Below are 25,115 nucleotides of genomic sequence, written 5' to 3' on the forward strand. Positions count from 1 at the left end.
CCTCCTTTACCACAAGCTGTTCTGGGATACTTTGCGGGAAATGCCGTTGACAATAACCAGCAGGATCAGGTTGATCACGGAGTTGAACAATCCTACCGCCGAGGAGAAGCTGAAGTTGGCCCCAATCAGACCGACCTTGTACACATACGTCGAGATGACTTCTGAAGCGCTCGTGTTAAGCGGATTCTGCATTAGATATATTTTTTCAAAGCCCACGCCCATAATGCTGCCCAAGCTAAGAATCAGCATGATGACGGTGACTGGTACGAGCGTTGGAAGGTCGATATGCCAGATTTTACGAAGCCTTGAAGCGCCGTCCATCTTCGCTGCCTCATAGAGGGATGGATCAACGCCAGCGAGAGCCGCGATATAAATGATCGATGAATAGCCCATGCCCTGCCATACACCCGACCACACATAGATGGATTTGAAGTATTCGGGAATGCCCATAAAGTTGGTCATCGGGAAACCCAGGAAGGTAAATAGCTTGTCTACAACACCCACATGCGGTGACAGCATCAGAATGATAATGGATACCATGACGACTGTGGAGATAAAATGCGGAGCGTACGTGACCATCTGGACGGTCTTTTTAAAGTATCCTGTTCGGATCTCATTCAGCGCAAGCGCCAGCAGGATCGGAATGGGAAATCCGGCGAGTAACGAGTAGAAACTGATCCCAATCGTATTTTTGATCAGCAGCCAGAAGTTCGGGGATTCGAAAAAGGCTTCAAAGTGTTTCAATCCAACCCAAGGGCTGCCCCAGATTCCTTTGACGACACTGAAGTCTTTGAAGGCAATCTGTACACCAACCATTGGAATGTACTTGAAGATCAACAGATACAATACGGGAGGAAGCACCAGTAGATACAGCTCCCAATGCTTCTTGAGGCTTCTGATAAATGGATGCTGTCGCTTGGGTTCTGCGTAATTCCTTCCTTGCTGGAGCTCCACCGGTGCAGGTATGCTTTCCGTAGCTCGACTCATTCGCGTCACTCCTTCTACACCTTAAGTGTAATAATACATTACATTTACATCCCTTAAACATCCTTTTCTTTGACTCATTTTTCTGTATTAGCGTCATCTGTGTGAGTAATAATGTCAGGTAACGCTTTCTTAAATCGATAGTACCTTGAGCAGTGTTCTTTTATCAATTTGCAATTTTCTCCCACCTCTCCTTATTCCCAAAACCCTTGCTGGGCAAGGGGAAATCATCCTTTAGCACAGGTATATCGCAAAAATCATCAACTCAAAAAATCCCGAAGGGCTGTAAAAGCCCCTCGGGATTTGAAGTGTAGGTTTATTGGTTTGTGAACAATCTGAACGTCAGCGTGATAGGTGCTACTTCCGTAACTGCCGCTTGTGGCAACTCTACAACAAGTCCATCTTCCGTCCGTTGGAATGACAGCACATCGTCTGTGCCGACGAGTTCAACTCGCTCCACCTTTTCCACATATGGAATGACTACCTGTGATTGTACTGCTTCGTTCTCGTTTCTATACAAACGGAAGGCATACGATACGTTGAGATCTTCCTTACGTGTAAAGGCCCAATCTCCTGTGAAGTATGGTCCGCAAATTCGCGTGCCATAGATGCCCTCACCGTGAGTACCGATCCATTCTCCGAGGGCTTTAATACTTCGTACCGCCCCTTTTGGAAGACGCCCGTCCGGTTGTGGTCCCACATTCAGCGCTAGGTTACCACCCTTGGATACTACCTCAAGCAGTATATGTGCCAGCTGTCTTGCTGACTTGTACTGATCATCATATCCAAACGCAAAGGAATTGCCCACCGTGATACAGCTCTCCCAAGGAATATTCATTGGATGCTCAGGGATGGTCTGTTCCGGAGTTACGATATTCTCATACGGTCCGCCTACTGTGCGATCTGCTGCAAGGAGCCACGGCTGAGTTGTCTGACGTGCCCGCTCCACCACTTCGCCCAATCGGATATCCTGACCGTGACGGCCTTCACGTACCCAGCCTGCATCCAGCCATAGACATTCGATTCGTCCATAGTTGGTCAGCAGCTCCATAATTTGCTCGTGCGTAAACTCCACGAATTTCTCCCACAGCCATGGATACGCTTTCGGATCATAGGATGGTCCACGCCACATATGGCTTCCCCGCTCCATGCCAGGTGTCCAGTAATATGGCGTATGCCAGTCCGCTTTGGAGAAGTAAGCCGAGATGCCGAGCCCCTTGGCACGAAAAGCGTCAAAAAGTGCCCGACAAATATCCGCATACTTATGGGTATGAAAAGGAGTATCCTTGCCCGTGATGCGATAATCGGTGGTATGTGTATCCCACATGCAGAAACCATCATGATGTTTGGTGGTGAACAGGAAATATTTGAACCCATTATCAGCGGCCATCTGTGCCCACTCTTCAGGCTGAAAGCGAATCGGATTGAAGGTTTTGTTGAGATCAAAGTATTCTTGCTTGAAATGCTCCATGTCGTCAGTCCAGTCGATATCATCGCGTGACCAATCGCCATCCTCGTCACTTAACGCCCAGGACTCCACGAGTCCAAGCTGAGAATAGGGACCCCAATGCATCATCAGCCCCAGCTTCTGATCCTTGAACCACTCCAGGCGTTCATTCAGCAATGGATCTTCAGGCTTCACCCATTCCTCTTCTTTGCTAAAGTTGTGCACCCCGGCTTCGACCACCTGCTCTTCCTGTTCCAGCACCGTATCTTTGGTTTCGCTCATCCCGTTCATCTCCTTCGGATTGGATGTCATACGTTGAAAAGGTAGCTTTACACAGGTCACTGCGCGGTCAAAACAATCTTCCGATCGCTGTTATCCCCAGATTTTTTTGATTCCTTTCCTAAGGGGAAAATCCGGGGATAAAGGCGAGCGCTTCGCTTCTTCAGATTCGTTCTGCCCTCTCCGTTATTGTGTAAATGTTTCGTTCAACTAAGAAAGACATATTAAGCCCAGTCATTTCGATAGCAGTGCATTCTTCAGAATGGTTCTAAGTCCGTTTTGGCGAAATGTTTGGTTCAACAAGTATAGACTTGTTAGACCTCACTACTTCGAGCGGTGTTGCCATTTTCGGATCGCAACAGCATATCTACAGTGAAATCTCGCGTCCTTCTCGTGCGGACTCGTAGATGGCACAGAGGATTTTCATGATTTCAACGCCATCCTCAACGGGGCTTAGCGTCTCTTTGCGCCCTTGGGCACTGTCGATAAAATGATTGACTTCATTACGGAAAGAACCTGCGAAATCAAGGGATTTGAAATCCACCTGTGGCGTCATGTTCAAAATGGTATCGAATTTCTCACCGATCAGTGAAATTTCCGGTTCCAGTTCAGCGCCACCTTTATCGCCATAGAGTCTGACCGAAGTTTCATCCTGCTTCGCGTGCAGTGTGAAGCTTACATCCACCAGCAGGCTTGCCCCGTTCTCGAAACGAATCAGTGCGTTGGCCATATCCTCCACGGTGTTTTTGTTCGCATCATAATCCGCAGCCTGGTAGAACGATAGATTACGGATATTGGCACGGTTACCCAATCGATTGGAGACATTCGCAGACACGGTTTTCACTTTCGGTTTGCCCATCAGATACCAGGAGATATCAATAATATGAACGCCAATATCGATCAACGGACCGCCGCCAGAACGTTCCACATCTGCAAACCATCCGCCCGGATTGCCCAAACGCCGCAGACAGGATGCCTTGGCATAATAGATCTCTCCAAGCTCGCCTTCATCAATGAACTTCTTCAGAATCTGCGCATTGTCGCTATAGCGGCGTACAAAGCCAACCTGAAGCAGCTTTCCACTGCGGTGAACAGCCTTCTCTACCTCTAACGCATCTTCTACCGTCTGACAGAGCGGCTTCTCGCAAAGTACGTTTTTCCCCGCATCCAGAGCTGCAATGCTGATCTCGGCATGTGTATCATTCCAGGTACAGATGCTGACCGAATGGATTTCAGGTAGTGCCAGGAGCTCCTTATAATCCGTGAATACATGAGTAGCGTTATATTTTTTCGCCGCTTCCTGGGCACGTGCCTCGTTCAGGTCGCATATGGCGTATATTTCAACTTCAGGATTACTGTCATACGCTTGTAAATGAAAATCGGAAATTGATCCTGCACCGATAACGGCAATTTTAAGTTTGGACATGGATTTTCCCTCCATAATCTGTTGAATGATGGTCATATCAGTTGAGTCAGAACATATGATAATCGGCTTAACGTAACTACGGTGAATGTTTGGACTTTCGGCCGCTGTTGTCTACAGATTTCTTGTATCAACTGCTCTCAGCAGTTGAAATCCGCAGACAAAGGCGGACGCTACCGCTCCTACAGTTCCAAACTTCACCTCTGTTACTTCAGCCTTACATATAAAAATTGATTCCACTTATATAGTAGTAAGTAGCTGCTTATGCTTCCTCCCAGAAGCGGCGGACGTTATCCATCGCGATTCGGGATGCTGTTTTGCAATTTTCCATACCTTCAAACTCTACAGAGATATATCCGTCGTAACCGGACTGCTTCAACACACGGAATACTTCCGGCATGTCGATATCCCCATGGCCCACAATCGCTCCGCGCAGGTAATTGCCGTGTGCGGTCTGGAACCAGCCCTCTCCGGGATTGCGATAGGAAGGTCTCCGATAGAAATCTTTGGCGTGCACCATGGATGCATAAGGAATGTTGTTTTTCACAGCGCTAACCGGGTCTTCATCCACACACAGGAAATTGCCGATATCCAGCGTTGTCCTGAAGTTTTCACGTGCCGTCTCATGCACCAACCGCCGGACACGCTCACTGGACTGCACATAGTAACCATGATTCTCCACACTTGTGGTAATGCCGTGACTCGCAGCGTAATCAGCAATTCGCTGACAGGCCTTCACCAGAACAGGCAGATCGGCCTCAAACTGGGCGACAGTACCTTCCTGTGCAGGACGAAACGCAACATCATGGCGCATTCTCGTAACGCCAAGTGCCGCAGCGACATCTACATGCTTCATAACAGTAGCAATCTCATTTTCAAGTGCATCCGGGCCTTCTCCTGTAACGAAGTTAGCACCTATTGCGTAATTGGAAATATCAATTCCCACGTCTTGCGCAGCCTCTCGAATCTGGTCAATTAATTCCGGCTGGTCGATCAGGCTGTACCCGATCGGAACAATCTCCACATGTTCTCCGCCCTGCTCGGCGATGTAACGGATGGCGTCGGGTACAGTCAGTTCCTTGGCATCCAGTGCCTGTTGCAGACTGTATGTGCTGAGTCCTACTTTCATATCCTCTCATCCTCTCCTGCTGGTGTGTGGCTCTACCTTACATATACCTTTTTCCATAAGATCATACAATTACCAATAATCGTTTGCTACTCTATTTTCCATGGGATGAACCAAAATCGGCTTATCTACAAATGTTACGGCTCAATTGCCAGCTTCATGCACCTCTTGTTTGCTCAGATATACACCCAGCCAGGACAACGTTGGATACCATCTGGATTCATGAATGGTCAGACGAATGGTTCTGGCGGTAAAAGGTTCGAAACTACAGATTCGTTTGTGACCAACAATCGTACCGCGATACAGCTCCTGCCAATCACCCCTCTCTTCCTTTGCCTCCAGCGTAAAGCGTTCAATTCGCTGACCTAAACGGATATGCTCCATGAGAACGACTCGGTCGAACCGCGTTTCCTCCGGCAGTTCTACCTCCAGCCAAGCCAGTTCAGTTCCTTCAGATGGGCACCAAAAAGTATCCGATTCCTCACGCAATACCTGGGTAGCGGCATGTTCTTGACCCATGGTATCCGATGCGCGAATGCTCGCCCCAACAGCCAAACTTTGCCGATAAGTACTGCGCAAAAAGTCTCCGAGTTGCTGCAGCCGCTCAACATCCTGTTCGTGAATAAGGCCGCTTCGATCTGGTGGAAGGTTTAGTAGAAAATTAGCGTTGCCCCCAACCGCTCCATCATAGATGCTAAGCAGTTCCTCCAGCGATTTGACTTGATCGTCCTCGCTCGCATGATAGAACCAACCCGGACGGATGGATGTGTTCACTTCTGCGGGATACCAGATGAGCTTGCCCTCGTGCTGCCGGATCACTTCCCGACTCCCCAAATCGGCATCCTGTGTATTAATTCTGCTGGCAAACTCACCATCATCCACCCGCTGCGATTGCTCCTGGATCTTCTCATTATCTTGCAAGTAGGCAGGTACGACGCTCCATTCCGAAGTCCGGGTATGACCTGCCTCATTGCCGCACCAGCGAACATCCGGTCCACATACCGAGATTACAGCCTCTGGCTGCAACTCACGGATCAGTGCATAATAGGAATCCCAATCGTAGATCTGCCTTTTCCCATTTGGCCCCTCTCCGCATGCTCCGTCGAACCATACGCAGAAAAGTTCACCATATTGGGTTAACAGCTCACGCAACTGATTATTGAAAAATTCGTTGTATCGCTCTGAATCTCCGTAGGATGCTTCATGACGGTCCCAAGGAGATAGATAGATACCGAACTTCAACCCGCCTTCACGGCAGGCATCGGCAACCTCTTTCACCAGATCACCCGCACCATCTCGCCAAGGGCTGACGGCTACCGAATGATTCGTGTACTGGCTTGGCCATAAACAAAACCCGTCATGATGCTTGCATGTGAGGATTAATCCGGTCATACCGGCAGATTTGCACGCCTGAACCCATTGCCGGGCACTCAGATGAGAAGGGTTAAAGATATCGGGATCTTCATTCCCGGTTCCCCACTCCTGATCTGTAAACGTATTCATGGTAAAATGAATAAATGCATAGAACCCCATCTCCTGCCATTTCAGCTGACGTTCTGATGGCACGACCTGTGCTGCTGCCTTCACCCAATCGGTTGTATTTACTGGATTCCTCTCCTCTCATGCTGGTTCTCTGTCCGCTTTCCGTCAAATGCCATAAAGGACCGACAGAGCACAGCATCTCCAGCGGTCCTTAATTATGTTCATCTGTCGTTGAAAGTCAGCTTTCTGATTGCAATTCGATCCCTGTTCCACGAAGACTTCACCAATCTCAGCGGAACGATCCACGAACCCTCCTGCTTTCCCCACATCCTGCTCAACACATCCATTGCCTTTTCATGCTTGCCTACAAACCATGCCGCCATAACCTTCATGAATGGGTCTCCTTTCGGAAAATGATGGGTTAGCCATTGAAGTAATCACATTTGTTATTTTCGTTATCATAAAAATGTTATTGTTTTTATTCATAAACAGTCTAAGACGTTATGAATGAAACGTCAATACACAAAAAAGACACCCCTAAGGGTGCCTCTCTCTTGATCGATATCGAATATTATAAGTTCACTTTCGCTTTGCCTTTGTCATTCGATTAAACATGATCAGTGCAGCAATCAACATGGCAACAATTGCGATATTACTTGCTGCATCATGCGACATGCCGAACAGAACGCCCAGATTCGTAACCAGGCCTCTGACAATCAGCGCAACCGCAATCAGCAGAATAGGGCTCCAAAAATTATACCTTCTCATCCTTCGCAACACTCCTGACCAGATTGTTCAGAAATTCCGGATCTCATAACACAATCATAACAGTCGTCATGTTCAGTTACAACAGATCAGACGATCCTGCGTTACACTTGTTTGAATTCGATCCAGTCGATCTGCAGACCTGGTTTGGTGAAGTCCAGCTTCAATTCGTACAAGCCTGCTTCCAAATCCACTTTAACAAGTTTTTGTCTGATCCATTTACCTTCAGTACCATTGGTTTGAATGGTCGTCATCAATTGATCATTGAGAATGACATTACATGCACTTTGAGCCAGTTCCGGCTCAGGAGACATGATCTGTACAATAATCCGGTATTGACCTGCTTCATCCACTTTCATGTAAACAGGTTCGCCCACAACAGGTTTGACCTGTGTATTATCAGCCAGCGCTTGTGCCTGCTCTGAGGAAAGTGAAGCATTCGCTTGGAATGAAGCGACATTCTCTACAATCTCATGTTTTCTGGAGAAGACAGGTGCATTCATGATAAACTCACAAATATTCATAGCCGAGCGCTGAAGCTCGCCACGTGTCAACGTCCCATTTTCCAGAGATTCGATCGTGTTATCATCCCAGCCGTTGATTTCTGCGCCATAGTTAGGTACAACCATGTACAAATCGTTTTGAGCGCGAACCATCCAGTTGGTGTTTTTCCGATCTGCTGGTCCACCTTCAACGCCATCGTTCATAATAGCCCACCAGTCGGTCATCACGATACCTTGGAAGCCCCACTCCCCACGAAGAATGGTCGTGTTCAGATCATAGTTCGAAGCCGCCCAATGTCCATTAATCGGATTGTAGGAAGTCATGATCGAGTTCGCACCGCCTTCTTTCACGGCAATCTCGAACCCTTTCAGATAGATCTCACGCAATGCACGTTCAGATACAACGGCATCCACTTTACTGCGATGTTTCTCCTGATTATTGCAGGCGAAATGCTTCAGCGTAGCATTAGAGCCACCCTTCATGATTCCTCTTGTGCAAGCAGCAGCAAATACACCGGAAATCAGCGGATCTTCTGAGAAATACTCAAAGTTACGTCCGTTCATCGGACTACGACGAATATTCAATCCAGGCCCGAGCAGTGCATCCACCTGATTTCTCAGCAATTCCTGGCCTTCCATCACATACAGCTCTTCAACGAGTTCTGCATTCCATGTTGCGGCCAGCAAAGTTCCAATGGAAACTTGTGTAGCCTTCTCCCCGCTATCCATACGAATACCGGATGGGCCATCCGCAGTACATGCAACAGGGATTCCGTAATTGAACAGACTGTCACTCACGCCGCCAAATGCGGAAGCTGTACCCGATGTAACTAGTGGGCTGCTCATACCTTCGCCTCTTACGATCGCTGCCAGATCCTGATCACTTAATTGGGCGATAAACGCTTCCAGGCTAACCTTGCCATCCTTTACATCTCTCAGCTTGTAGCCCTGATTGCCGGTTTGCTCCAGCGTTTGTGGCAAGCTTTGTTCAATTCGTTCAGCCATGGATACTTGACGTGTAGGTACATCTGCAAAGATCAACTCGTAAGAACCATCATCTTTGCGCGCTCCCGGCTTCATTCTCGTAAAGCCTTCAGTCGGTGCCATTGCCTCCTGGAGCTGTTCCACGAGTTGAATCGTTTCTACGACGTAGCCATCTTGGCCATCAATGCTGACATGCTCCACATTTTTGACACTGGTTCCCACGTACAAACGATATGTTCCTGCCTCAAGTACATACGCCGATGCATGTCCTGTTACGCCAGCATCATCATAGGAAGCCATGGAATCTACAGGGAAGCTCACAGTCAGACGCTGAGACTCACCCGGCTGAAGCAGATTCGTTTTGCCGAATGCCACCAAAGCTTTTGCAGGTTTCCCCAATTGACCTTGTGGGGCTTCATAATAGATCTGCACTACTTCTTTACCGGCATAGGTCATGCCCGTATTGGTTACGGTTACATTCACCTTAATGCTATTTTCTCCGTCTTGAGAGATCAATTTTGCGTCTTCAGCCTTGGTTGTGAATGTGGTATAGGACAAGCCGTATCCAAATTCAAATTGTACTTTTTCAGGTCGAAACGTTTCGAAATAACGATAGCCTACGTAGATATCTTCTTGATAAAGGTTCTTAAACTCATTCCCGTAATTGCTTGTGGAAGGATAATCTTCAATGGAATATGCAATCGTATCAGTCAATTTACCACTTGGTGTAACGTCTCCGGCCAGTACATCGGCGATCGCATTACCACCCTCCATACCGCCATGCCACGAGTAAATGACACTTTGGATCGGATGAACGTAGCTTTCATCATTCAACCAGCTCATGTCCATGATGTTCGAAACATTCAGCACGACGATCGTTTGTTCAAAATGATTCGTGACCTGCTTCAGCATCGCTTTCTCATCTTCCGTCAACCGGTAGCTGCCTGGTGCATCCACATTATCCTGATCTTCGCCTGCTGTTCGTCCAATCACCACAATTGCTTTGCTGGATTTACTTCTGGCTTGGGATACCACTTCGTCCGTTAAAGGCATTTCCTTCTGATTCCAAGGCTCTGCCGCCCATACTTTTCCACCGTCATCAAACGGGTTTTCTTCAATCCATTTTTCATAGACAGCTGCCAATTCTTCATTAACTGTAAGTCCTTTTTTGCTACGCAGACCATCCAGCAAATTGGTTGTATACGCCACATGAACGCTGCCGCCTGAGCCTGTACCACTGCGATAATAGTTGACTTGAATCCGTCCAAACACTGAAACGTTTTCGTCTTTTTGGATTGGAAGAGCCTGTCCTTCATTCTTCAAAAGCACTGCGCCTTCAGCGGCAACCGTGCGGCTAAACTCTGCAAACCCTTCCAATGGAACTCCGATTTGATGTGTGCTCAATGATTTCCCTCCTGATTGTCATCTCCATCTCCACGAATCACTATGTATATTCGTTAATCTGGTAGATTCACTTGTATCTAGTCTCATATTAACAGATTCTATAGTAGAAAATAAATCAGGTTAAACGTTTTTTCTCACAGTGGACATGATTTTGTAATTATCCAACTAAAAAAGCCACGAACGTTATTCGTCCGTGACTTTTAATCTTGTGTGACCTATGCATTAGGTCGTTAATTTGGCGTAGACAAGGAAGAACACCATGTTCTCTCCCACGATTGCATAATTAGGCACCCGATAGATCAGATCCACAACGATAAACGCAGCCATTATCCCCAGCATAAACACCAAGTGACGTGGACGCAGCCGCAGATGAGCATGCCTGTATCGGTGGAACACCAGCGAGGTGGACAGAAAATACAGCAGAACTGAACCAAATACAAAGGCTAACATGAAACCATAATTAAGTTCATCCAGGTATAACAACTGAATGGAGGCGGCAATCATGCTCATGGATATATAGATGAACAAATGGCCGTAGATGATTGCTTGCCCGGCGGTCTGGATCTCTTTGCTGACCTTTTTCTCAACATTATCAAAATACTGCCACCATATCGCAATCACAAATATGGATGTAAATGCCGCGAACAGAACAGATCGTACATCCCAGTGATCCATTTGCAGCACGGCAATGATACTGACAACCGACTCACCGAGCAGGATAAGCGTAAACAGAGCGAAACGTTCCAATAAATGATGGGTATGTATCGGCACCTTCACCAGATTTTTGCGCCCAATGAGCGGGAGAATGATATCCACGGCAATTCCCACGTACAAAATCGCATATCGCAGCCACGAATCAAAGAACAGGGAACCTGTTGAGATCAAGATGCCGATGATGAAGCATACACCCAGATAACGGGCGGCTTTTTGTTGATGTTCGCTTTTGGAATTGTGAATCATAAAATATTGAATGGCTGTCAATGCCCTCGAACCGATATAACCCGCAAAGAAGGGAAGATAGTATTGATCAAAATCAACCGAGAGACTCGCCGTCATCACTAGAACAGACAGGAGTTGAAGGATGAGGAATACTCGATGAATGAAGATATCCTGACCATAACGGTTAATAAATAGGGTCTGACCGACCCATGCCCACCAGACAGGAATAAAAATTAAAACAAATTTCATCAGATATTCAAACGAAATCACGCCGTGTTCGGCATGCAGCAGGACATGTCCCGCTTTGGAGACCGCTGCTACAAAAAGCAAATCATAGAACAGCTCCAGCCAGGTAACCTTTTTCTCCATCATCCTTCAATGCTCCTTTTGGTTAAACTCTTATCAAAAAGATTGCTTGTTTTTGCCTCTTGTTTAACGTGCCATCATAGAATGCGAAGGCTCTACCGTTCTTACCTGGATGGGCTGCAAATTGCCTTCAATTTGGGCGCGATATGGCTCAAACCACTCAGGCAGCATGAGTTTCTGTCCAAGCGACTCCGCAGGCTCATCTTTCGCGAATCCAGGAGGATCGGTAGCAATTTCGAACAGGATTCCGCCCGCTTCTCTGAAGTAGATTGCGTTAAAATATTGACGGTCCCGAACTGGGGTTGGTTGATAGCCGTACTGTTGTACAGCTTCTCTCCACTGCTCGTGCTCTGTAAAATCTTTGGCACGCCACGCAATATGGTGGACCGTCCCTGCTCCGCCTGCCCCCAAAGCCATCCGGGTGACAGGTACATCCACGACATTACCGATATCTCCGACGGAACGGAATCGTACATACTCCTCATTTTCGTCTACTTTGGTGAATCCGAGTATTTTGTTCAGCGCATCCATCGTTCTCTGCGGATTGACGCTGAACAGCACGGCACCTCCAAATCCTTTGATGGCTTTATCCACTGGAATGCCTTCATGCACCCAGGTGCTGGCTGGGCCCTCTTCACGTTCAACCAGTTCCAGACGCAAGCCCTCGCTGTCTTCGAATTGCAGCAGCTCTTCGTTAAAACGACTTGTTTTGGTTACCTCAATGTTATACTGCTCCAGCCGATCCTGCCAGAAGCCAATAGTCCCAGGTGGAATCACATATGAGGTGATGCCAACTTGACCGCCACCAATTTTGCCTCGCGGTGATCCGGCTGATGGGAAGAATGTGATAATGGTACCTGGACTTCCGTTCTCATCCCCAAAGTACAGATGGTAAACGTCTGGTGCATCGAAGTTGATTGTTTTTTTCACAAGCCGAAGTCCCAAGACACCAGCATAAAAGTCGACATTAGCCTGCGGATCTCCCGCAAAAGCTGTAATATGGTGAATACCTGCAGTTTGAATGGTCATCATCATTTCCTCCTAGGTTTATAGATCATTTTTGTATGGGAAGGGTTATTTGTAGATCGTCTTATAGGTGTTTTATTTATATTTATAGACGTATATTATCTTAATATTAAGATAATATACCGAACTGATTCAGTTATTATTTTGTTGGGCCTGTTCCTGTTTCAGTTTATCCGGAGTGACGTCATCGCCGTTCGGATCATAGATGGTTACATTCAGCAGAATATCGTTGATCGAACCGCGAAAGGTTTGCAGATATTCCTGGCGCAGACGAATTTGTTCTGCTTTCTCCATCTCCGTCAACCCTGCCGCGTTAGCTTTTCTTGAAAGTTCATTTATTCTGGTCAATGTTGGAATCATCATCTTGATCTCTCCTCGTAATCGGAATTAAGATATTTGTTTTTTGTGTGTAATTTATATCCAAATTAAATATCTTAATTTAAAGGTAAATGATTTATGCTCCGTTGTCAACCGTTTTCTACCATTTAAAATAGAATGAAAAAAAGGGCCTACTCCAAAGTATGATCTTAGAGTAAGCCCTTCTTATATTTAGATATAGGTTAACCCAACTTCTGACCACAGTTTGGACAGAAGTTTGCACCTTCATTCTTGGCGCCACAGTTTGGACAGAAGTTCGGCTTTTTATTGTCTCCAGACGAAGAAGATGCACCTGCATCGCTGTTTTGATTAGCCGCAGGTTTTTGATCCGAATTCTGATTCTGGTTGTTCTGGTTCTGATTCATGTTCTTCATCATTTCATTCGCCATGTTCATTCCCATCATCATGCCCGCCATATCCGAAGCAGCGCCGCCGCCTTTAACTTTACCGGATGAGATGCCATCAGTCATGCTGACCTGCTGATATTTTTGCAAATTGCCGATCATTTCATGTGAAGCGGTCTTCGTAATCATATCCTGGATCTCCTGCGGGTAATTGAAGCTCATCACCTGGAAGCCAGTAATTCCGATCCCGATGTCCATCATTTGCATATCCAGATCTTCCTGAATTCCTTTGGCAATATCCGAAGCATTCGCCTGCAGGTTGAACATGTCCTTACCCTCACGGCTAATCCATTTCATTAGCAACTGATCCAGCACAGACGTGATCCGGATCTTAACATCCTCGACCAGATAGCTCTGCTTGATACCCGCAATTTTATCGATCAATGTAACATAGTCACTCACTTTAAAATTAAACGTACCATTCGCACGAACCGGCATTCCACCTGGAAGTTGAGGAGTTGGAATCAATACCGGACTTTGCGTACCCCACCGAACCGTAAACTCCTTCGTATTCACAAATAGCACTTCGACCCGCATGCCGCTGTTGAATCCGAACTTGAATCCTTTTAAGGTAGACAGAAACGGAATGATCTCGGAATCGATATTAAACGACCCTTCGTCCTCAAAAATCCCTTCCACCTTGCCGTTATTCAGGAAGATCGCATCTTGCCCCGAACGGATAATCAATTTACTTCCCTTCTTGATCTCACGGTTACTCCACTTCCAGAAAATCATATCATCTCTGAACTCTTCCCATTCCACCACATTTGAAAATTGATTTTTGAAAAATCCCATACTCGTTCCCATCCCTTCTATAGTAAGCATATTGCATCATCATGACATAAGTTGAATTGTTGTTTTTCCTGCTAGAAAGATCCTCTACTACCACTGTGCGAATGACCGCCTCGGCTGGTACCTCCGCCCCCGCCGCCACCTCCGCCACCATTATTGTTGTTCTTCTCAATTTTGCGTTTGGTTACGGTAGTACGGATATACCGATCCTGACGATCGATTACACTGGAAGTATTCGAATCCTCGTAGGTCGCCCGGTTGACCGTCACACGTCCGCCAGAACGGTAAGTCATAATACCAACAACAACGCCTCCGATTAATACAGATACTCCTAATTGGAACCAACCGTTAAATAAAATATTGTTCGGGTTCACACCAGGTTCATACCCCATATATTTGTAGGAAAGCTTAATATATTTCTCAAAGGCGAGTTTGTAATCCCCACTAGATAATTCAGAGGTAATCCTGCTTCGGATTGATTGCAGCCGACCGTTGTCCAGATAATCTTCAGCTTTATAGAATCCAGCCAAATACACTTCCCGATTATTCATGTCCATCGTCAGAATGACCGCATTTCCATTCGCTTTGTCATACCCAAAAGCGTGCTCATCATAGAAATCCTCGGTCAGCAGCTGTACATCCTGATTCTGTGTATTATTCGTTGTCAGAATAACAAAATCCGTCTGCCTCTCCGCCCCATACTCATTCGCCAATGCGTTCAGTTCACTTTTCTCCTGCTCGTTCAGCAGATTAGCTTCATCGTAAATCAGATTTTTGCTATCTGCTGCCGATGCTACTGACATTGGAATCAATGGAGAAGCGAGGGTAATCACAAATAAAATGAGTGTTGCCATCCATGCCAAATGTTTTCCTTTTCTCACAGGAATCCACCTCCCATCATCCAGGAGACCAGTTTCAATGACAACAAAGAAACGGCTGAAATCCCTGCAAACCATCCGGCAACTTTAGCTTTGCTAATAGGCGGTTTACCCACCACTTTACCTGTCTGACCATTCATGGCAAAGGTATACTGCGAACGATTGTAGTCATAGTAAACCATCCATACCGGGAGCAGCACATAGTCTGCATTTTTTAACGTAGTATCAATCTGTTTATCTGTGTAACTGACACTGTTATAACCTGAAACCGTTGATGCAATATAAGAATCAATATAAGAGCTCGTTTTTTCCTTGGCGCGCGGGTATAGTTCATCATCGGTATAACTATATTTTTCCGCAATATACCCGGCGAGATACGGGGTTTTGAAAAGCTTTAACTGGTTATACGGAAATGGCTCCAGCTTATCCATCAGTTCATCTTTCATTTTCTCCGAAGCATCAATGGGCAGATTCACATAGTTCAGCCGGATTCTCCGGTAAATATCAAAATGCTGCGTTTCCGTGTAATGATAATCACCCTGCGTGTAGGTTCTGATTTTTGTGCCACGGCCATGAACCTCGATTTTGTTATGTAACTCATATAACCAGAAGGGCACGTATATCCCGGTAATGCTCTTGACCCGGTCAGCTGTCATGAATCCGCTAGGTGTCAGCAAGCCGTTTCTGCACCATTTTTTGAACGCCTGCTTGGCCTCATCCTTACTGATCGAAAAGGGTAAGACCATGGCCGGTGCCAGATCTCCCGTCAGTCGATCACTCAGAACAACGGCGGCTCCACAGAAGCTGCATGTCGTTGCACTTGTCTCCGGCTCAGTCACAATATCCGCGCCGCAGCTGTTACAGTGATACTCCTTGACCTCATTCTCCGTGAACACCTGTTTCTTCAGCGGATCGGGGATCTGTTCGATGTTATCCTGGCGTCCGCAGCTGGGGCAGGACAACGCTCCAGTTGCACTATCAAAAAGCATTCCACTGCCGCAGTTGGGACACTTGTACTCGATTACCGGCATTTGCTCACCTCAATGTTAAACGAAATGTATTACCTTAATATATCTTTATTTATCTTCCAATTTCTTCTGAATTGCTGCAAGCTCTTCCTCTGGAGTCGGCGTCACCTGTGCATTATTACCCGCTTCGGCATTCATTTGCTGCTCCAACTGCGCAATTAGTACATCCAAATCATCTTCCTGTGCCCCAGCACGAAGTTCAGCCAAAGCCTCAGCTTCGTTAAGTGCCTGATTCGCCTTGTCTTCCATCGCCTTTAGAGCAGCACTCGCATTGGCAGCCGAAGCGTTCCGTTCATTGGCCTGTTGTTGCGCATTGGCAGCCGCCATTCTGCCCTTCAGCTCCGTATGCCGAGCTTCCAATTGCCCCATATCCGCAACCAGCTTCTCGTGCATATGCTTCATCATTTTGGCTTTGGCAGAAGCCCGATCATAGGCAGCTTGTAATTCATTCCGTTTCTCAGCCTGCTCTGCCTTCTTTTCCAGAAAACTACGTGCCTTGTCTTCATCACCGGACTCCGCAGATTTCTCTGCATATCGCTGTAATTTCTTAATCTCTGCACTGCATTCGTCCAAAGCCCTCTTCGCCCGGCTCTCATCCGAGAGAACCGCAGCCGTCTCTGCCTTCACCTGACCCAGATCACTGCTCAAGCTCCGCATATATTCATTCACCGTCTTCTCCGGATCTTGCGTCCGAGCCAGCATATGGTTCACATTCGCTTTCATCACGTCCCTAAACCTCGATAAGATTCCCATCATTCGTTCCTCCTTCGATCAGTTCATATGTACTATAATACATGAATATGAGGTTGAAGGTTTCATTTACTGCCACTGCAACAATAAATCTGAAGTAATCCAAGCGTGACATAATCCCCTTACGTTATAAAAGAAAAGACGAGCACCTATGGTGTCGTCTCATTATTCTAAAACTTTTCCGAAATCATTGTTTTCCTTTTCCTTATTCACAGTTCTTCTATAAATTTGATACTTTCCTCTGCAATTAGACCGGGATCAGCATCATGAACGTAATGACCATTATGTAATAACAGATAGCGCCCAATTTTCACAGACTCAACGTAGTTTACTAAGTAATTTTTCCAGTTCTCGACAGGTAATTCCTCTCCATTAGATATAAAAAAATACATGGGCACATCCGGAATACCTCGTTCTAAAACTTGCGCTGCATTATTCCTAATCATTTTAACTTCTTCATTCATGTTCATTGTCTGCGTTTTCTTATAAAATAATGCCCTATAGATCTCCTCCTCTTGGGAGGACAACCTCTTCTCTTCAATTGCGGCGGACGAGTTAACAATGTCCGGAAAAAAACGGGTTATTCCGACACGAGCTCCTAGGCCAGTAAGACTCCTCATTCCAAATGAAGGTAGAGGATACTCTTCATAAACTTGTGGAATAGCAGGATCAAGACCAATGATAGCCTCAATTTCATTTGGATACATTTGTGCCCAATATAGTGCTTCTATGCCCGACATAGAATGCGGAAATAATACATAGGGCGGTGTTTCTCCCGCTAACGTCAGAGCTATTCTGGTTTCTTCCAACATAGTATCGATATCACGAGGGACCTTTGCCGTTGCACTGAAGCCGTAGCCTGCCTTCTCTACAACAGCAATCTTGTATTGATCCGACAATCTGGAATAGAGCGCCTTGAAATCCAATACAGGAGAAGATGTGCCCCCACCTGCCATAAAGACCAGTGTATGTTTTCCGGAACCTTCTGTGTAGACATGCATTGGGTGATTATTAACATCAACCAATACACCTGGGGGTGATAGTATGGCCGATTCTTTCTTTAATTTAATTGTATGATTCGTGAAACTAATCGCTATGAACAAAAGCAGGATACCCAATAAAGCCAATGAACCATAACTCATTCGTTTGAGTACAATTTTCATTACATTCCACCAACATTCTGTCCCATTTCCAATTATTATAGCATGTGTTCATAGACGTATACTTTACTAGGATTCCACAGGAAGGCTCTCCACCGCAGTGAAGAAGACATCCAGCAGATCGACGTCAAAATTAGCATGAACGTATGCAGCAATCTGCACCAGTTGTGCCTCCTGTTGAAACTCTAAACATGGACGCCCTTCACTCCACAAAACTCTGCATGAGAATTCACTGACAACACGCTGAATGATATAATCCGATTCTACTGCTTCGCGACTTCCTGCCAATACATGTCGCCCCTTTCCTTCATAATTATCAGGTGCACATAATCATTAATTTTGAAAAATTCGAATGTGGTATTCCGTGATCTTTATCACACTTCCAAAGAGGAGAATACATCCAGATAATCTGTTTGCTTGTCAGCATAACTGAATCCGTCAGGAGCCAGGGATGCCATTCCTCTGCAAGTTGGCTATAATAAGGAAAGCCCTATGGTCTGATGTACCAGCAGGAACTATGAATGATTTTTATAAAAGGCAGGAAAATTATGCGTACACGAGTTCATATTATCGCCCCTTACGAATCCATGACTACTATTATAGAAGAATGTATTCCGCTATTCCCCCAGTTGGCCATTCAATATGAGGTGGGCGACCTGATGAAAGGCGCCGAATTGGCGGCACAGGCTGAACGAAACGGAGCGGAGATTATGATTAGCCGCGGCGGTACTGCCCAACTAATCAAGGAAGCCGTAACCATTCCCGTCATTGATGTGCAGCTGTCTGGATATGACATGATTCGTTCGCTAACGCTCGCAAGCCAGTTCAACGGCCAAACCGCTATCGTTGGCTTTGCCAACATTACTTCAGGGGCACAGTCGATTATCGATCTAATGGAACTGCCTTTAAAGGTGTATACTATACGCAGTTCCGAAGATGTGGCACGGCTGTTACTGGAGCTGAAAGCGTCAGGGTACCGTCAGATTGTTGGCGATGTTATCACCGTGAATACAGCCAAAACCTATGGAATGGAAGGATTGCTGATCCAGTCTGGCAAGGAATCCATCCTCAGAGCGCTTGAAGATGCACAGTTAGTATATCGGTACTTAAGTAAAAATCACGCGATATCCGTCATACTGAACAATCTGGTTACCCAAGAGCATCCTAATCTTCTTGTTTTAAACGAGCAGAGCGAGGTTGTATTTGAGAATTTGACCGATTTTGAGCAGAATCCACTCACCGATAATCACATTTATCTCACCAATACCAACCTGGATTTCCATCAATCCCAAGTTCAAAATGTGTTCATCGTGGATGATTACCAACTTACGGTAACGGCCTATGAAACAACGTTAAATAACAAAACCTATAAAGTATACTCCCTTGAAAAAGGACAGCCCTATGCTTTTGCACAATTCGGCATAACGGCATATACCGATATATCCATGGAGCCGATCGTTGCCGAATCCCCTGCCATGCAGGCCGTATTGAAAAATATCCGGGCGGTTTACGAGAACCATGAACCCATTTATCTACTAGGTGAAGCGGATTCGGGCAAGTCTTTTCTGGTAAAACATATTCATCAGATGTACTCCAGCGGTGGGCTGATGCTCCAAATCGAGCTTGCTCAGGTTCCTCCAGGCCATTTGCACAAAATCCCCCTCTCCAAAGTTCGCAACGTGGAAATTAATCATTTGGAAGATGGCTCGAAGGATGAGGAATTGATCTCATTCATTCAGACCTGTCTACAGAGGCAGATCGGGGTATTCATCCTGGGGGAGAAGGGATTGAATCCAAACAGAACGCTGGATGTCGAGCTGAATACGATCATTATGCCGAGCCTTGTAGACAGGCAGGAGGATCTTGCGCCACTAATCCAGCATTTCCTCAGTGATTACTACCAGAAGTATGGAACGGTTGCGGTGAAGATGAAAGAGGATGCGTTGCAGCTAATTAGAAATCAAGTTCCGTATATGACAGTGAACCAGTTGAGGCATCTTATCAAACAGGCTGCACTGAACGAACAGGACTACGTGATCTCAGCTGAGACCTTATCACATCTGCTCGGTGAACAACCCTCATCCAATACGATGAAACTCAGTGGTACGCTGAAAGAAATCGAAAAAGAGATTATTCAACTCGTTCTACATGAGGAAAACAATAATCAATCCAAGGCGGCCGAACGCTTAGGGATTAACCGTGCCACGTTATGGCGTAAACTTAAAGAGTAACTTTAGGTTTACGCTTTTTTTACGATTATATGTGTTGCATATTTAAACACTTATAACTATTGCTTAAAATTTACAATAATTAAGTGTTGCTAAAATAAACAATATGGGATAACATAGTCCCTGCAAACGCTTTATAAAAACGATTACTTCATAAGGAGCCACTACTATGAACATTAAAGCAACATTAGATCGTATTCCTGGCGGTATGATGGTTGTTCCCCTGTTGCTCGGTGCAACCATTAACACATTCTTTCCGAATGCTTTGCGAATCGGGGGTTTCACGGAAGCCCTGTTCGTGAATAGCTCAAGTACATTGATCGCCCTGTTCCTGTTGATTGCTGGTACACAAATTACGTTCAAGACAGCCGGTTCTTCGGTTGGTAAAGGCGTTACATTGCTTGTGTTCAAGTGGGCAGTTGGTGCAATATTAGGTTTGATCGCCATCTATTTTGCGGATTCCAATGGTTTATTCCTTGGTTTGGCACCGCTTGCTATTATCGCTGCAATGACGAATTCCAATGGTGGATTGTACATCGCGCTGGCCGGACAATACGGCAAAGAGGATGACAAGGCTGCTTATCCATTCCTCGCACTCAGCGATGGACCTTTCCTCACCATGGTTGCACTCTCTATTTTCGGTGCGATGGGCTTCGCCAACGGCATGTTCTCCCCGATGGCTTTTGTAGCCGTACTGCTTCCACTGATCGTCGGTGTTGTTATCGGTAACCTGGATCGCAACCTTGCTGAATGGCTGCACAAAGGCAGCGACAAGCTCGTTCCATTCTTCGCCTTTTCACTGGGTATGGGAATCAACTTCTCGTCCATCATTCAAGGCGGACTTAGCGGCATTATGCTGGGTGTAATTACTGTATTGATTACTGGCGGCGTCGGTTACCTGCTCTTCAAAGCCATTGGCTGGAATCCCATTGTCGGAGCTTCGGAAGGTTCCACAGCCGGTAACGCTGTAGGTACACCTGCTGCCATCGTGGCGGCAAATGCTTCTTTTGCCCCTATTGCCGAGATTGCTACAGTACAAATTGCTGCAAGTGTTGTGACGACTGCCATTCTACTGCCGATCTTCATCGGATTCCTTTCCAAAAGGCTGGAGAAATCAGGCGGTGTCGAGAAATACAATCAAAGACCATCCACATAAATGCATTGAATTTAGCTGACCGGACTTATATTTAATTTGGATTTTCAAGGAGGGATGACTGCATGAAATTAGCCATTATTGCAGATGATTTGACCGGCGCCAATGACAGCGGGGTGCAGCTTGCCCGTCATGGATTAAAGACAAGCGTACTATTCAACATGGACGAAGATAACATTCGTAATTACGATGCGGTCGTGTTTGATACCGATAGCCGTTCCATCACACCGGAGGATGCGTATCAGCGGGTTAGTCGAGCAGCCGAACTGCTGTTAAGGAACGGCTTTGGCACCATTTTCAAAAAAATGGATTCAACCATGCGCGGAAACATCGGGATCGAGATCGACGCTTTGTACGATGTGGTCAAACCGGACTTCATGATGATTGCCCCGGGCTATCCCAAGAACAACCGCACCATTCTTAATGGCACACATTATCTGAACGGGGTTCCACTGGCCGATACCGAGATTGCGAATGATCCGAAGACACCTGTGACTCTTTCATATCTTCCGGATTTGCTCAAGCTCCAGACCAAGTATGAAGTGGGCGAGATTACGGTGAGTGATCTTGAATCGGGTACAGATCATATGAAGACGCAATTGGAAACCTTTAAGGCAAACGGCATTCCCTATATCCTCGTCGACTCGACGGATGAGCAGCATTTGGAGCAGGTTCTGAGTATCACCAGTGAGCTGGATTATTCATTTGCCTGGGCAGGCTCAGCAGGGATCGCGAACTACCTTCCCACTCATTACGGTTTGGGAGCCAAGTCAGCGGAATTAAACATTCCGGCAAATCCAGGTCCGATCCTCACTGTTGTAGGGAGTGTGAACAAAAACTCTCGTGAGCAGCTCAAGCAGTTGCTACAGAAAACCAACGTATCATCCATCCCGTTCCACTCGTTCAAAGCCGTATCGGGATCGGCAGATCGTGAGCAAGAAATCGATCGTGTGTATGAGGAAGTGATGGCCAAAGCCGTGGAAGGTAATGACGTTGTCCTCTATTCAACCGCCGAACAGGTAGATATTGAACTAGCACGTGCTACGGGTGAAGTCAGAGGACTTAATCACACCGAGGTCAGCAATGAAATTGTACGGGCCATAGGTGAAATCTGTGCCAAGCTGCTGGAGAATGGGTACTTCAAAGGTGTATCCATGACGGGCGGAGATACAGCTAAGCAAATCTGTATGAAGTGGAATATCAGCGGTTTTGAGCTGCTTGATGAGCTTGAAATTGGTGTACCGATATCGAAATTTATTGGAATTGAGGATCTGCACGTGATCACCAAAGCGGGCGGGTTCGGCAAGCCCGACGTCTTCATCCATGCGATTGAGAAATTAAAAGGAGGAGTTACCGTATGAAACCAACCGTAGGAATTACAATGGGCGATGCAGCAGGTATTGGGCCCGAGATCATTATGAAAGCATTGGGCCATCAGGAGGTCTACAACAATTGCAATCCACTCGTCATTGGCGATGCAAAAATATTGGAGCGTGTCCTGCCTGTCATCGGATCGAGCCTGAAGGTACATGCTATTCATGAGCCATCCGAAGCCAAGTATGAATTCGGTACTGTGGACGTTATTGATTTGGATCTCATTCCTGCCGATCTGGAGTATGGAAAAGTATCTGCCGTTGCGGGAGATGCAGCATTTCAGTATCTGGCGAAAGCCATTGATCTAGCCAAAAAACAGCACATTCACTCCATCTGCACGGCGCCTCTGAACAAGGAAGCCCTGCACCTAGGTGGGCACTTGTATCCAGGTCACACCGAGATTTTGGCCGATCTGACCGATACAGAAGATTTCTCCATGATGCTGACTACACCCAATCTGCGAGTAATTCACCTTACGACACATATGGGCCTGATTGATGCCATTGCGAGCATCAACCCGGAAAGAACATACACTGTGGTTAAACTTGCTCATGATACGTTGAAAAAAGCCGGCTTCGAAAATCCGCGTGTAGCTGTTTGTGGTATCAACCCGCATGCAGGTGAGAACGGACTGTTCGGTAATGGTGAAGAGGAAGAAAAACTGCAGCCCGGCATCGAACGTGCGCAACAGGAAGGCATTAACGTCGTTGGTCCACTTCCAGCGGACACGTTATTCTTCCGCGCTGGCCGTGGTGATTTTGATATCGTTGTGGCTTGTTATCACGATCAGGGACATGCACCAATTAAGGTCATGGGCATTGAAGAAGGTGTGAACATTACGGTAGGTCTCAAAGGCGGCATTATCCGTACTTCTGTAGACCATGGAACAGCCTTTGACATCGCAGGCAAAAACATTGCCGATGACAAAAGCATGTTGGCCGCCATCCGTTCCGCCATTGAGCTTGCGCCCAAAGCACAAATTTAACAGCACGTATTCACATATAAAGATTAAAAAGCAGCGATTCTGTCGTCACGGAAGAATCGCTGCTTTTTCTTTTGGGCCAGAATATTTTGATTCATCGGCAAGGAACTTGTTCATAATCACTTTATGGACGATCGTACCAATAGCCAGGAATACCTCTTTCCAGACGCATCAACGCTTCAAGATAAAAATAATCGCCCCAGATCGTGTAATCATCAGGTGAATCTCCACCTCTTACGGAGTATGAACCATGCTTCAGCAGACCCTCGGCTGTATCCGAGCCCTGCGTGGAGTAGTGATTAATTAAGGATTTCATGGACGATTCCGCTGCGTTCTGAAAAACCTCCCGCTCAGGATCGGCTTCATCAAGCCGCCCGGCAATTTCCAGCAGACCACAGGCAACAATAGCCGATGCAGAACTGTCCCGTTTCGTATCTGACGTTTGCGGGGCATCAAAATCCCAATACGCTACTTCATCCTCCGGAAGATGAGCAATGAAATAACGGGCAAGACGTTTGGCTGTCTCCAGCATCTCTGCACTTTGCAGATAGCGGCTGCACAGTGCAAAACCATATATCCCCCATGCCTGTCCGCGAGTCCAGGTAGAACCATCATTGTAGCCTTGATGCGTCCCCCCTCGAATGGCCTCTCCGGTAGCCTGATCAAAATAAAAGGTATGATAACTAGAGTCGTCTCCACGAACGAGGAAACGGCGGCTTTTCAGCGCATGCAGCTCGGCGACGCGGCGATACTCCTCGTTATTGGTCTGCTCATACGCCCAGAACAGCAGCGGAAGATTGAGCAGGCAATCGATAATAATTCGCCCTCCGTTATTCACATCACCTTTCCGCCCCCAAGCCTGAATCAGTCCAGCATCCTCCCGCCAGCGTTTCATCAGCATATCAGCTGCTTCCAGCGTAAGTTTCCTTGCAGCGGCGTCATGCTCCACAATCCATTGTGCCTTAGAAGACAACGAATAAAGGAAGCCAATATCATGATGATCGAAAATGATTTTCTGCTCCATTCGCCGACGGAAGTTATCGACGCTATCCACGGCAGCCTCACGAAACCTCTGGTCCTGAGTATACTCCGTGCATAACCACAGGATGCCTGACCAGAACCCTGCCGTCCACTCCGTATTATCGTTAAGCACATAATGCTCATCCCCATTACTAACATGGGGAAAGCGCCCATCAAATCGATCTATATTACGTCGGGTGACATGAAGTGCATCTTCAATAGCTTTTTTCCACATGGAAC

Annotated in this window: 22 protein-coding genes; 4 read left to right on the forward strand and 18 right to left on the reverse strand. The window is 46.5% G+C overall.

Going from position 1 to position 25,115, the window contains the following annotated elements:
* Positions 1–6: 6 nt before the first annotated feature.
* From ACR1R9_RS26185 to ACR1R9_RS26265, 17 genes are all read right to left on the reverse strand, one after another.
* On the reverse strand, positions 7–987 hold the full coding sequence (locus tag ACR1R9_RS26185; RefSeq protein WP_024629462.1) for an ABC transporter permease: 981 nt from the start codon (positions 985–987) through the stop codon (positions 7–9).
* Between the two features lie 313 nt (positions 988–1,300).
* Positions 1,301–2,713, reverse strand: coding sequence for an alpha-L-fucosidase (locus ACR1R9_RS26190; protein ID WP_433922327.1), 1,413 nt, complete (start codon positions 2,711–2,713; stop codon positions 1,301–1,303).
* A gap of 364 nt (positions 2,714–3,077) precedes the next feature.
* Complete coding sequence (locus tag ACR1R9_RS26195; RefSeq protein WP_090955360.1) at positions 3,078–4,136, reverse strand: Gfo/Idh/MocA family protein; 1,059 nt, start codon at positions 4,134–4,136, stop codon at positions 3,078–3,080.
* 259 nt (positions 4,137–4,395) lie between these two features.
* Complete coding sequence (locus ACR1R9_RS26200) at positions 4,396–5,262, reverse strand: sugar phosphate isomerase/epimerase family protein (protein WP_163758322.1); 867 nt, start codon at positions 5,260–5,262, stop codon at positions 4,396–4,398.
* Between the two features lie 141 nt (positions 5,263–5,403).
* Positions 5,404–6,792 (reverse strand): alpha-L-fucosidase, encoded by a 1,389-nt coding sequence (locus ACR1R9_RS26205; protein WP_433923650.1) that lies wholly within the window; start codon positions 6,790–6,792, stop codon positions 5,404–5,406.
* A 170-nt stretch (positions 6,793–6,962) separates the two neighbouring features.
* Entirely contained in the window at positions 6,963–7,133 is a 171-nt protein-coding gene (locus ACR1R9_RS26210) for a hypothetical protein (RefSeq protein ID WP_175380898.1), read from the reverse strand.
* A 187-nt stretch (positions 7,134–7,320) separates the two neighbouring features.
* Positions 7,321–7,509 (reverse strand): hypothetical protein, encoded by a 189-nt coding sequence (locus ACR1R9_RS26215; protein WP_024629467.1) that lies wholly within the window; start codon positions 7,507–7,509, stop codon positions 7,321–7,323.
* A gap of 101 nt (positions 7,510–7,610) precedes the next feature.
* Positions 7,611–10,397, reverse strand: coding sequence for a glycoside hydrolase family 3 C-terminal domain-containing protein (locus tag ACR1R9_RS26220; RefSeq protein ID WP_433922326.1), 2,787 nt, complete (start codon positions 10,395–10,397; stop codon positions 7,611–7,613).
* A gap of 222 nt (positions 10,398–10,619) precedes the next feature.
* Positions 10,620–11,708 (reverse strand): low temperature requirement protein A, encoded by a 1,089-nt coding sequence (locus tag ACR1R9_RS26225; protein ID WP_175380896.1) that lies wholly within the window; start codon positions 11,706–11,708, stop codon positions 10,620–10,622.
* 60 nt (positions 11,709–11,768) lie between these two features.
* Positions 11,769–12,731, reverse strand: a complete 963-nt coding sequence (locus ACR1R9_RS26230; protein WP_175380895.1) for a ring-cleaving dioxygenase — start codon at positions 12,729–12,731, stop codon at positions 11,769–11,771.
* 129 nt (positions 12,732–12,860) lie between these two features.
* On the reverse strand, positions 12,861–13,088 hold the full coding sequence (locus ACR1R9_RS26235; protein ID WP_063566529.1) for a DUF896 domain-containing protein: 228 nt from the start codon (positions 13,086–13,088) through the stop codon (positions 12,861–12,863).
* Between the two features lie 200 nt (positions 13,089–13,288).
* Positions 13,289–14,305, reverse strand: coding sequence for an SPFH domain-containing protein (locus ACR1R9_RS26240; protein WP_063566468.1), 1,017 nt, complete (start codon positions 14,303–14,305; stop codon positions 13,289–13,291).
* 71 nt (positions 14,306–14,376) lie between these two features.
* Entirely contained in the window at positions 14,377–15,156 is a 780-nt protein-coding gene (locus ACR1R9_RS26245) for a TPM domain-containing protein (protein WP_433923649.1), read from the reverse strand.
* Between the two features lie 23 nt (positions 15,157–15,179).
* Positions 15,180–16,211, reverse strand: coding sequence for a TFIIB-type zinc ribbon-containing protein (locus tag ACR1R9_RS26250; RefSeq protein WP_099859164.1), 1,032 nt, complete (start codon positions 16,209–16,211; stop codon positions 15,180–15,182).
* A 45-nt stretch (positions 16,212–16,256) separates the two neighbouring features.
* Entirely contained in the window at positions 16,257–16,961 is a 705-nt protein-coding gene (locus ACR1R9_RS26255; RefSeq protein WP_433923648.1) for a PspA/IM30 family protein, read from the reverse strand.
* A 206-nt stretch (positions 16,962–17,167) separates the two neighbouring features.
* Positions 17,168–18,121, reverse strand: a complete 954-nt coding sequence (locus ACR1R9_RS26260; protein ID WP_433922325.1) for an alpha/beta fold hydrolase — start codon at positions 18,119–18,121, stop codon at positions 17,168–17,170.
* Positions 18,122–18,187: 66 nt separating this feature from the next.
* On the reverse strand, positions 18,188–18,406 hold the full coding sequence (locus tag ACR1R9_RS26265) for a hypothetical protein (RefSeq protein WP_433922324.1): 219 nt from the start codon (positions 18,404–18,406) through the stop codon (positions 18,188–18,190).
* 233 nt (positions 18,407–18,639) lie between these two features.
* Between ACR1R9_RS26265 and ACR1R9_RS26270 the strand changes: the two genes are divergently transcribed.
* The 4 genes from ACR1R9_RS26270 (at position 18,640) to pdxA (ending at position 23,858) form a co-directional block, all read left to right on the forward strand.
* Positions 18,640–20,349 (forward strand): sigma-54-dependent transcriptional regulator, encoded by a 1,710-nt coding sequence (locus ACR1R9_RS26270; RefSeq protein WP_246317896.1) that lies wholly within the window; start codon positions 18,640–18,642, stop codon positions 20,347–20,349.
* 166 nt (positions 20,350–20,515) lie between these two features.
* Positions 20,516–21,502: a 2-keto-3-deoxygluconate permease gene (locus ACR1R9_RS26275; RefSeq protein WP_064641229.1), complete on the forward strand. Its 987-nt coding sequence runs from the start codon at positions 20,516–20,518 to the stop codon at positions 21,500–21,502.
* 62 nt (positions 21,503–21,564) lie between these two features.
* Complete coding sequence (locus tag ACR1R9_RS26280; protein WP_076291969.1) at positions 21,565–22,860, forward strand: four-carbon acid sugar kinase family protein; 1,296 nt, start codon at positions 21,565–21,567, stop codon at positions 22,858–22,860.
* Entirely contained in the window at positions 22,857–23,858 is a 1,002-nt protein-coding gene (gene pdxA / locus ACR1R9_RS26285; protein ID WP_376041754.1) for a 4-hydroxythreonine-4-phosphate dehydrogenase PdxA, read from the forward strand. The genes ACR1R9_RS26280 and pdxA overlap by 4 nt, the downstream gene beginning before the upstream one ends.
* A 121-nt stretch (positions 23,859–23,979) precedes the next feature.
* On the opposite strand, the gene ACR1R9_RS26290 is transcribed toward pdxA, so the two are convergent.
* Entirely contained in the window at positions 23,980–25,110 is a 1,131-nt protein-coding gene (locus tag ACR1R9_RS26290; RefSeq protein WP_099859170.1) for a glycoside hydrolase family 88 protein, read from the reverse strand.
* Positions 25,111–25,115: the final 5 nt, after the last annotated feature.

The sequence above is a fragment of the Paenibacillus taichungensis genome (genome assembly GCF_050994985.1).
Classification (GTDB): Bacteria; Bacillota; Bacilli; order Paenibacillales; family Paenibacillaceae; genus Paenibacillus; species Paenibacillus taichungensis.

Bases quoted from the DNA above. Each gene is read 5' to 3' on its own strand.
- ACR1R9_RS26290 (WP_099859170.1), bottom strand. From the start codon at position 25,110: ATGTGGAAAAAAGCTATTGAAGATGCACTTCATGTCACCCGACGTAAT.
- ACR1R9_RS26275 (WP_064641229.1), top strand. From the start codon at position 20,516: ATGAACATTAAAGCAACATTAGATCGTATTCCTGGCGGTATGATGGTT.
- ACR1R9_RS26195 (WP_090955360.1), bottom strand. From the start codon at position 4,136: ATGTCCAAACTTAAAATTGCCGTTATCGGTGCAGGATCAATTTCCGAT.
- pdxA (WP_376041754.1), top strand. From the start codon at position 22,857: ATGAAACCAACCGTAGGAATTACAATGGGCGATGCAGCAGGTATTGGG.
- ACR1R9_RS26245 (WP_433923649.1), bottom strand. From the start codon at position 15,156: ATGGCAACACTCATTTTATTTGTGATTACCCTCGCTTCTCCATTGATT.
- ACR1R9_RS26240 (WP_063566468.1), bottom strand. From the start codon at position 14,305: ATGGGATTTTTCAAAAATCAATTTTCAAATGTGGTGGAATGGGAAGAG.
- ACR1R9_RS26225 (WP_175380896.1), bottom strand. From the start codon at position 11,708: ATGATGGAGAAAAAGGTTACCTGGCTGGAGCTGTTCTATGATTTGCTT.
- ACR1R9_RS26205 (WP_433923650.1), bottom strand. From the start codon at position 6,792: ATGGGGTTCTATGCATTTATTCATTTTACCATGAATACGTTTACAGAT.
- ACR1R9_RS26185 (WP_024629462.1), bottom strand. From the start codon at position 987: ATGAGTCGAGCTACGGAAAGCATACCTGCACCGGTGGAGCTCCAGCAA.
- ACR1R9_RS26235 (WP_063566529.1), bottom strand. From the start codon at position 13,088: ATGATTCCAACATTGACCAGAATAAATGAACTTTCAAGAAAAGCTAAC.
- ACR1R9_RS26200 (WP_163758322.1), bottom strand. From the start codon at position 5,262: ATGAAAGTAGGACTCAGCACATACAGTCTGCAACAGGCACTGGATGCC.
- ACR1R9_RS26190 (WP_433922327.1), bottom strand. From the start codon at position 2,713: ATGAGCGAAACCAAAGATACGGTGCTGGAACAGGAAGAGCAGGTGGTC.
- ACR1R9_RS26210 (WP_175380898.1), bottom strand. From the start codon at position 7,133: ATGAAGGTTATGGCGGCATGGTTTGTAGGCAAGCATGAAAAGGCAATG.
- ACR1R9_RS26215 (WP_024629467.1), bottom strand. From the start codon at position 7,509: ATGAGAAGGTATAATTTTTGGAGCCCTATTCTGCTGATTGCGGTTGCG.
- ACR1R9_RS26230 (WP_175380895.1), bottom strand. From the start codon at position 12,731: ATGACCATTCAAACTGCAGGTATTCACCATATTACAGCTTTTGCGGGA.
- ACR1R9_RS26255 (WP_433923648.1), bottom strand. From the start codon at position 16,961: ATGGGAATCTTATCGAGGTTTAGGGACGTGATGAAAGCGAATGTGAAC.
- ACR1R9_RS26280 (WP_076291969.1), top strand. From the start codon at position 21,565: ATGAAATTAGCCATTATTGCAGATGATTTGACCGGCGCCAATGACAGC.
- ACR1R9_RS26270 (WP_246317896.1), top strand. From the start codon at position 18,640: ATGATTTTTATAAAAGGCAGGAAAATTATGCGTACACGAGTTCATATT.
- ACR1R9_RS26260 (WP_433922325.1), bottom strand. From the start codon at position 18,121: ATGAAAATTGTACTCAAACGAATGAGTTATGGTTCATTGGCTTTATTG.
- ACR1R9_RS26250 (WP_099859164.1), bottom strand. From the start codon at position 16,211: ATGCCGGTAATCGAGTACAAGTGTCCCAACTGCGGCAGTGGAATGCTT.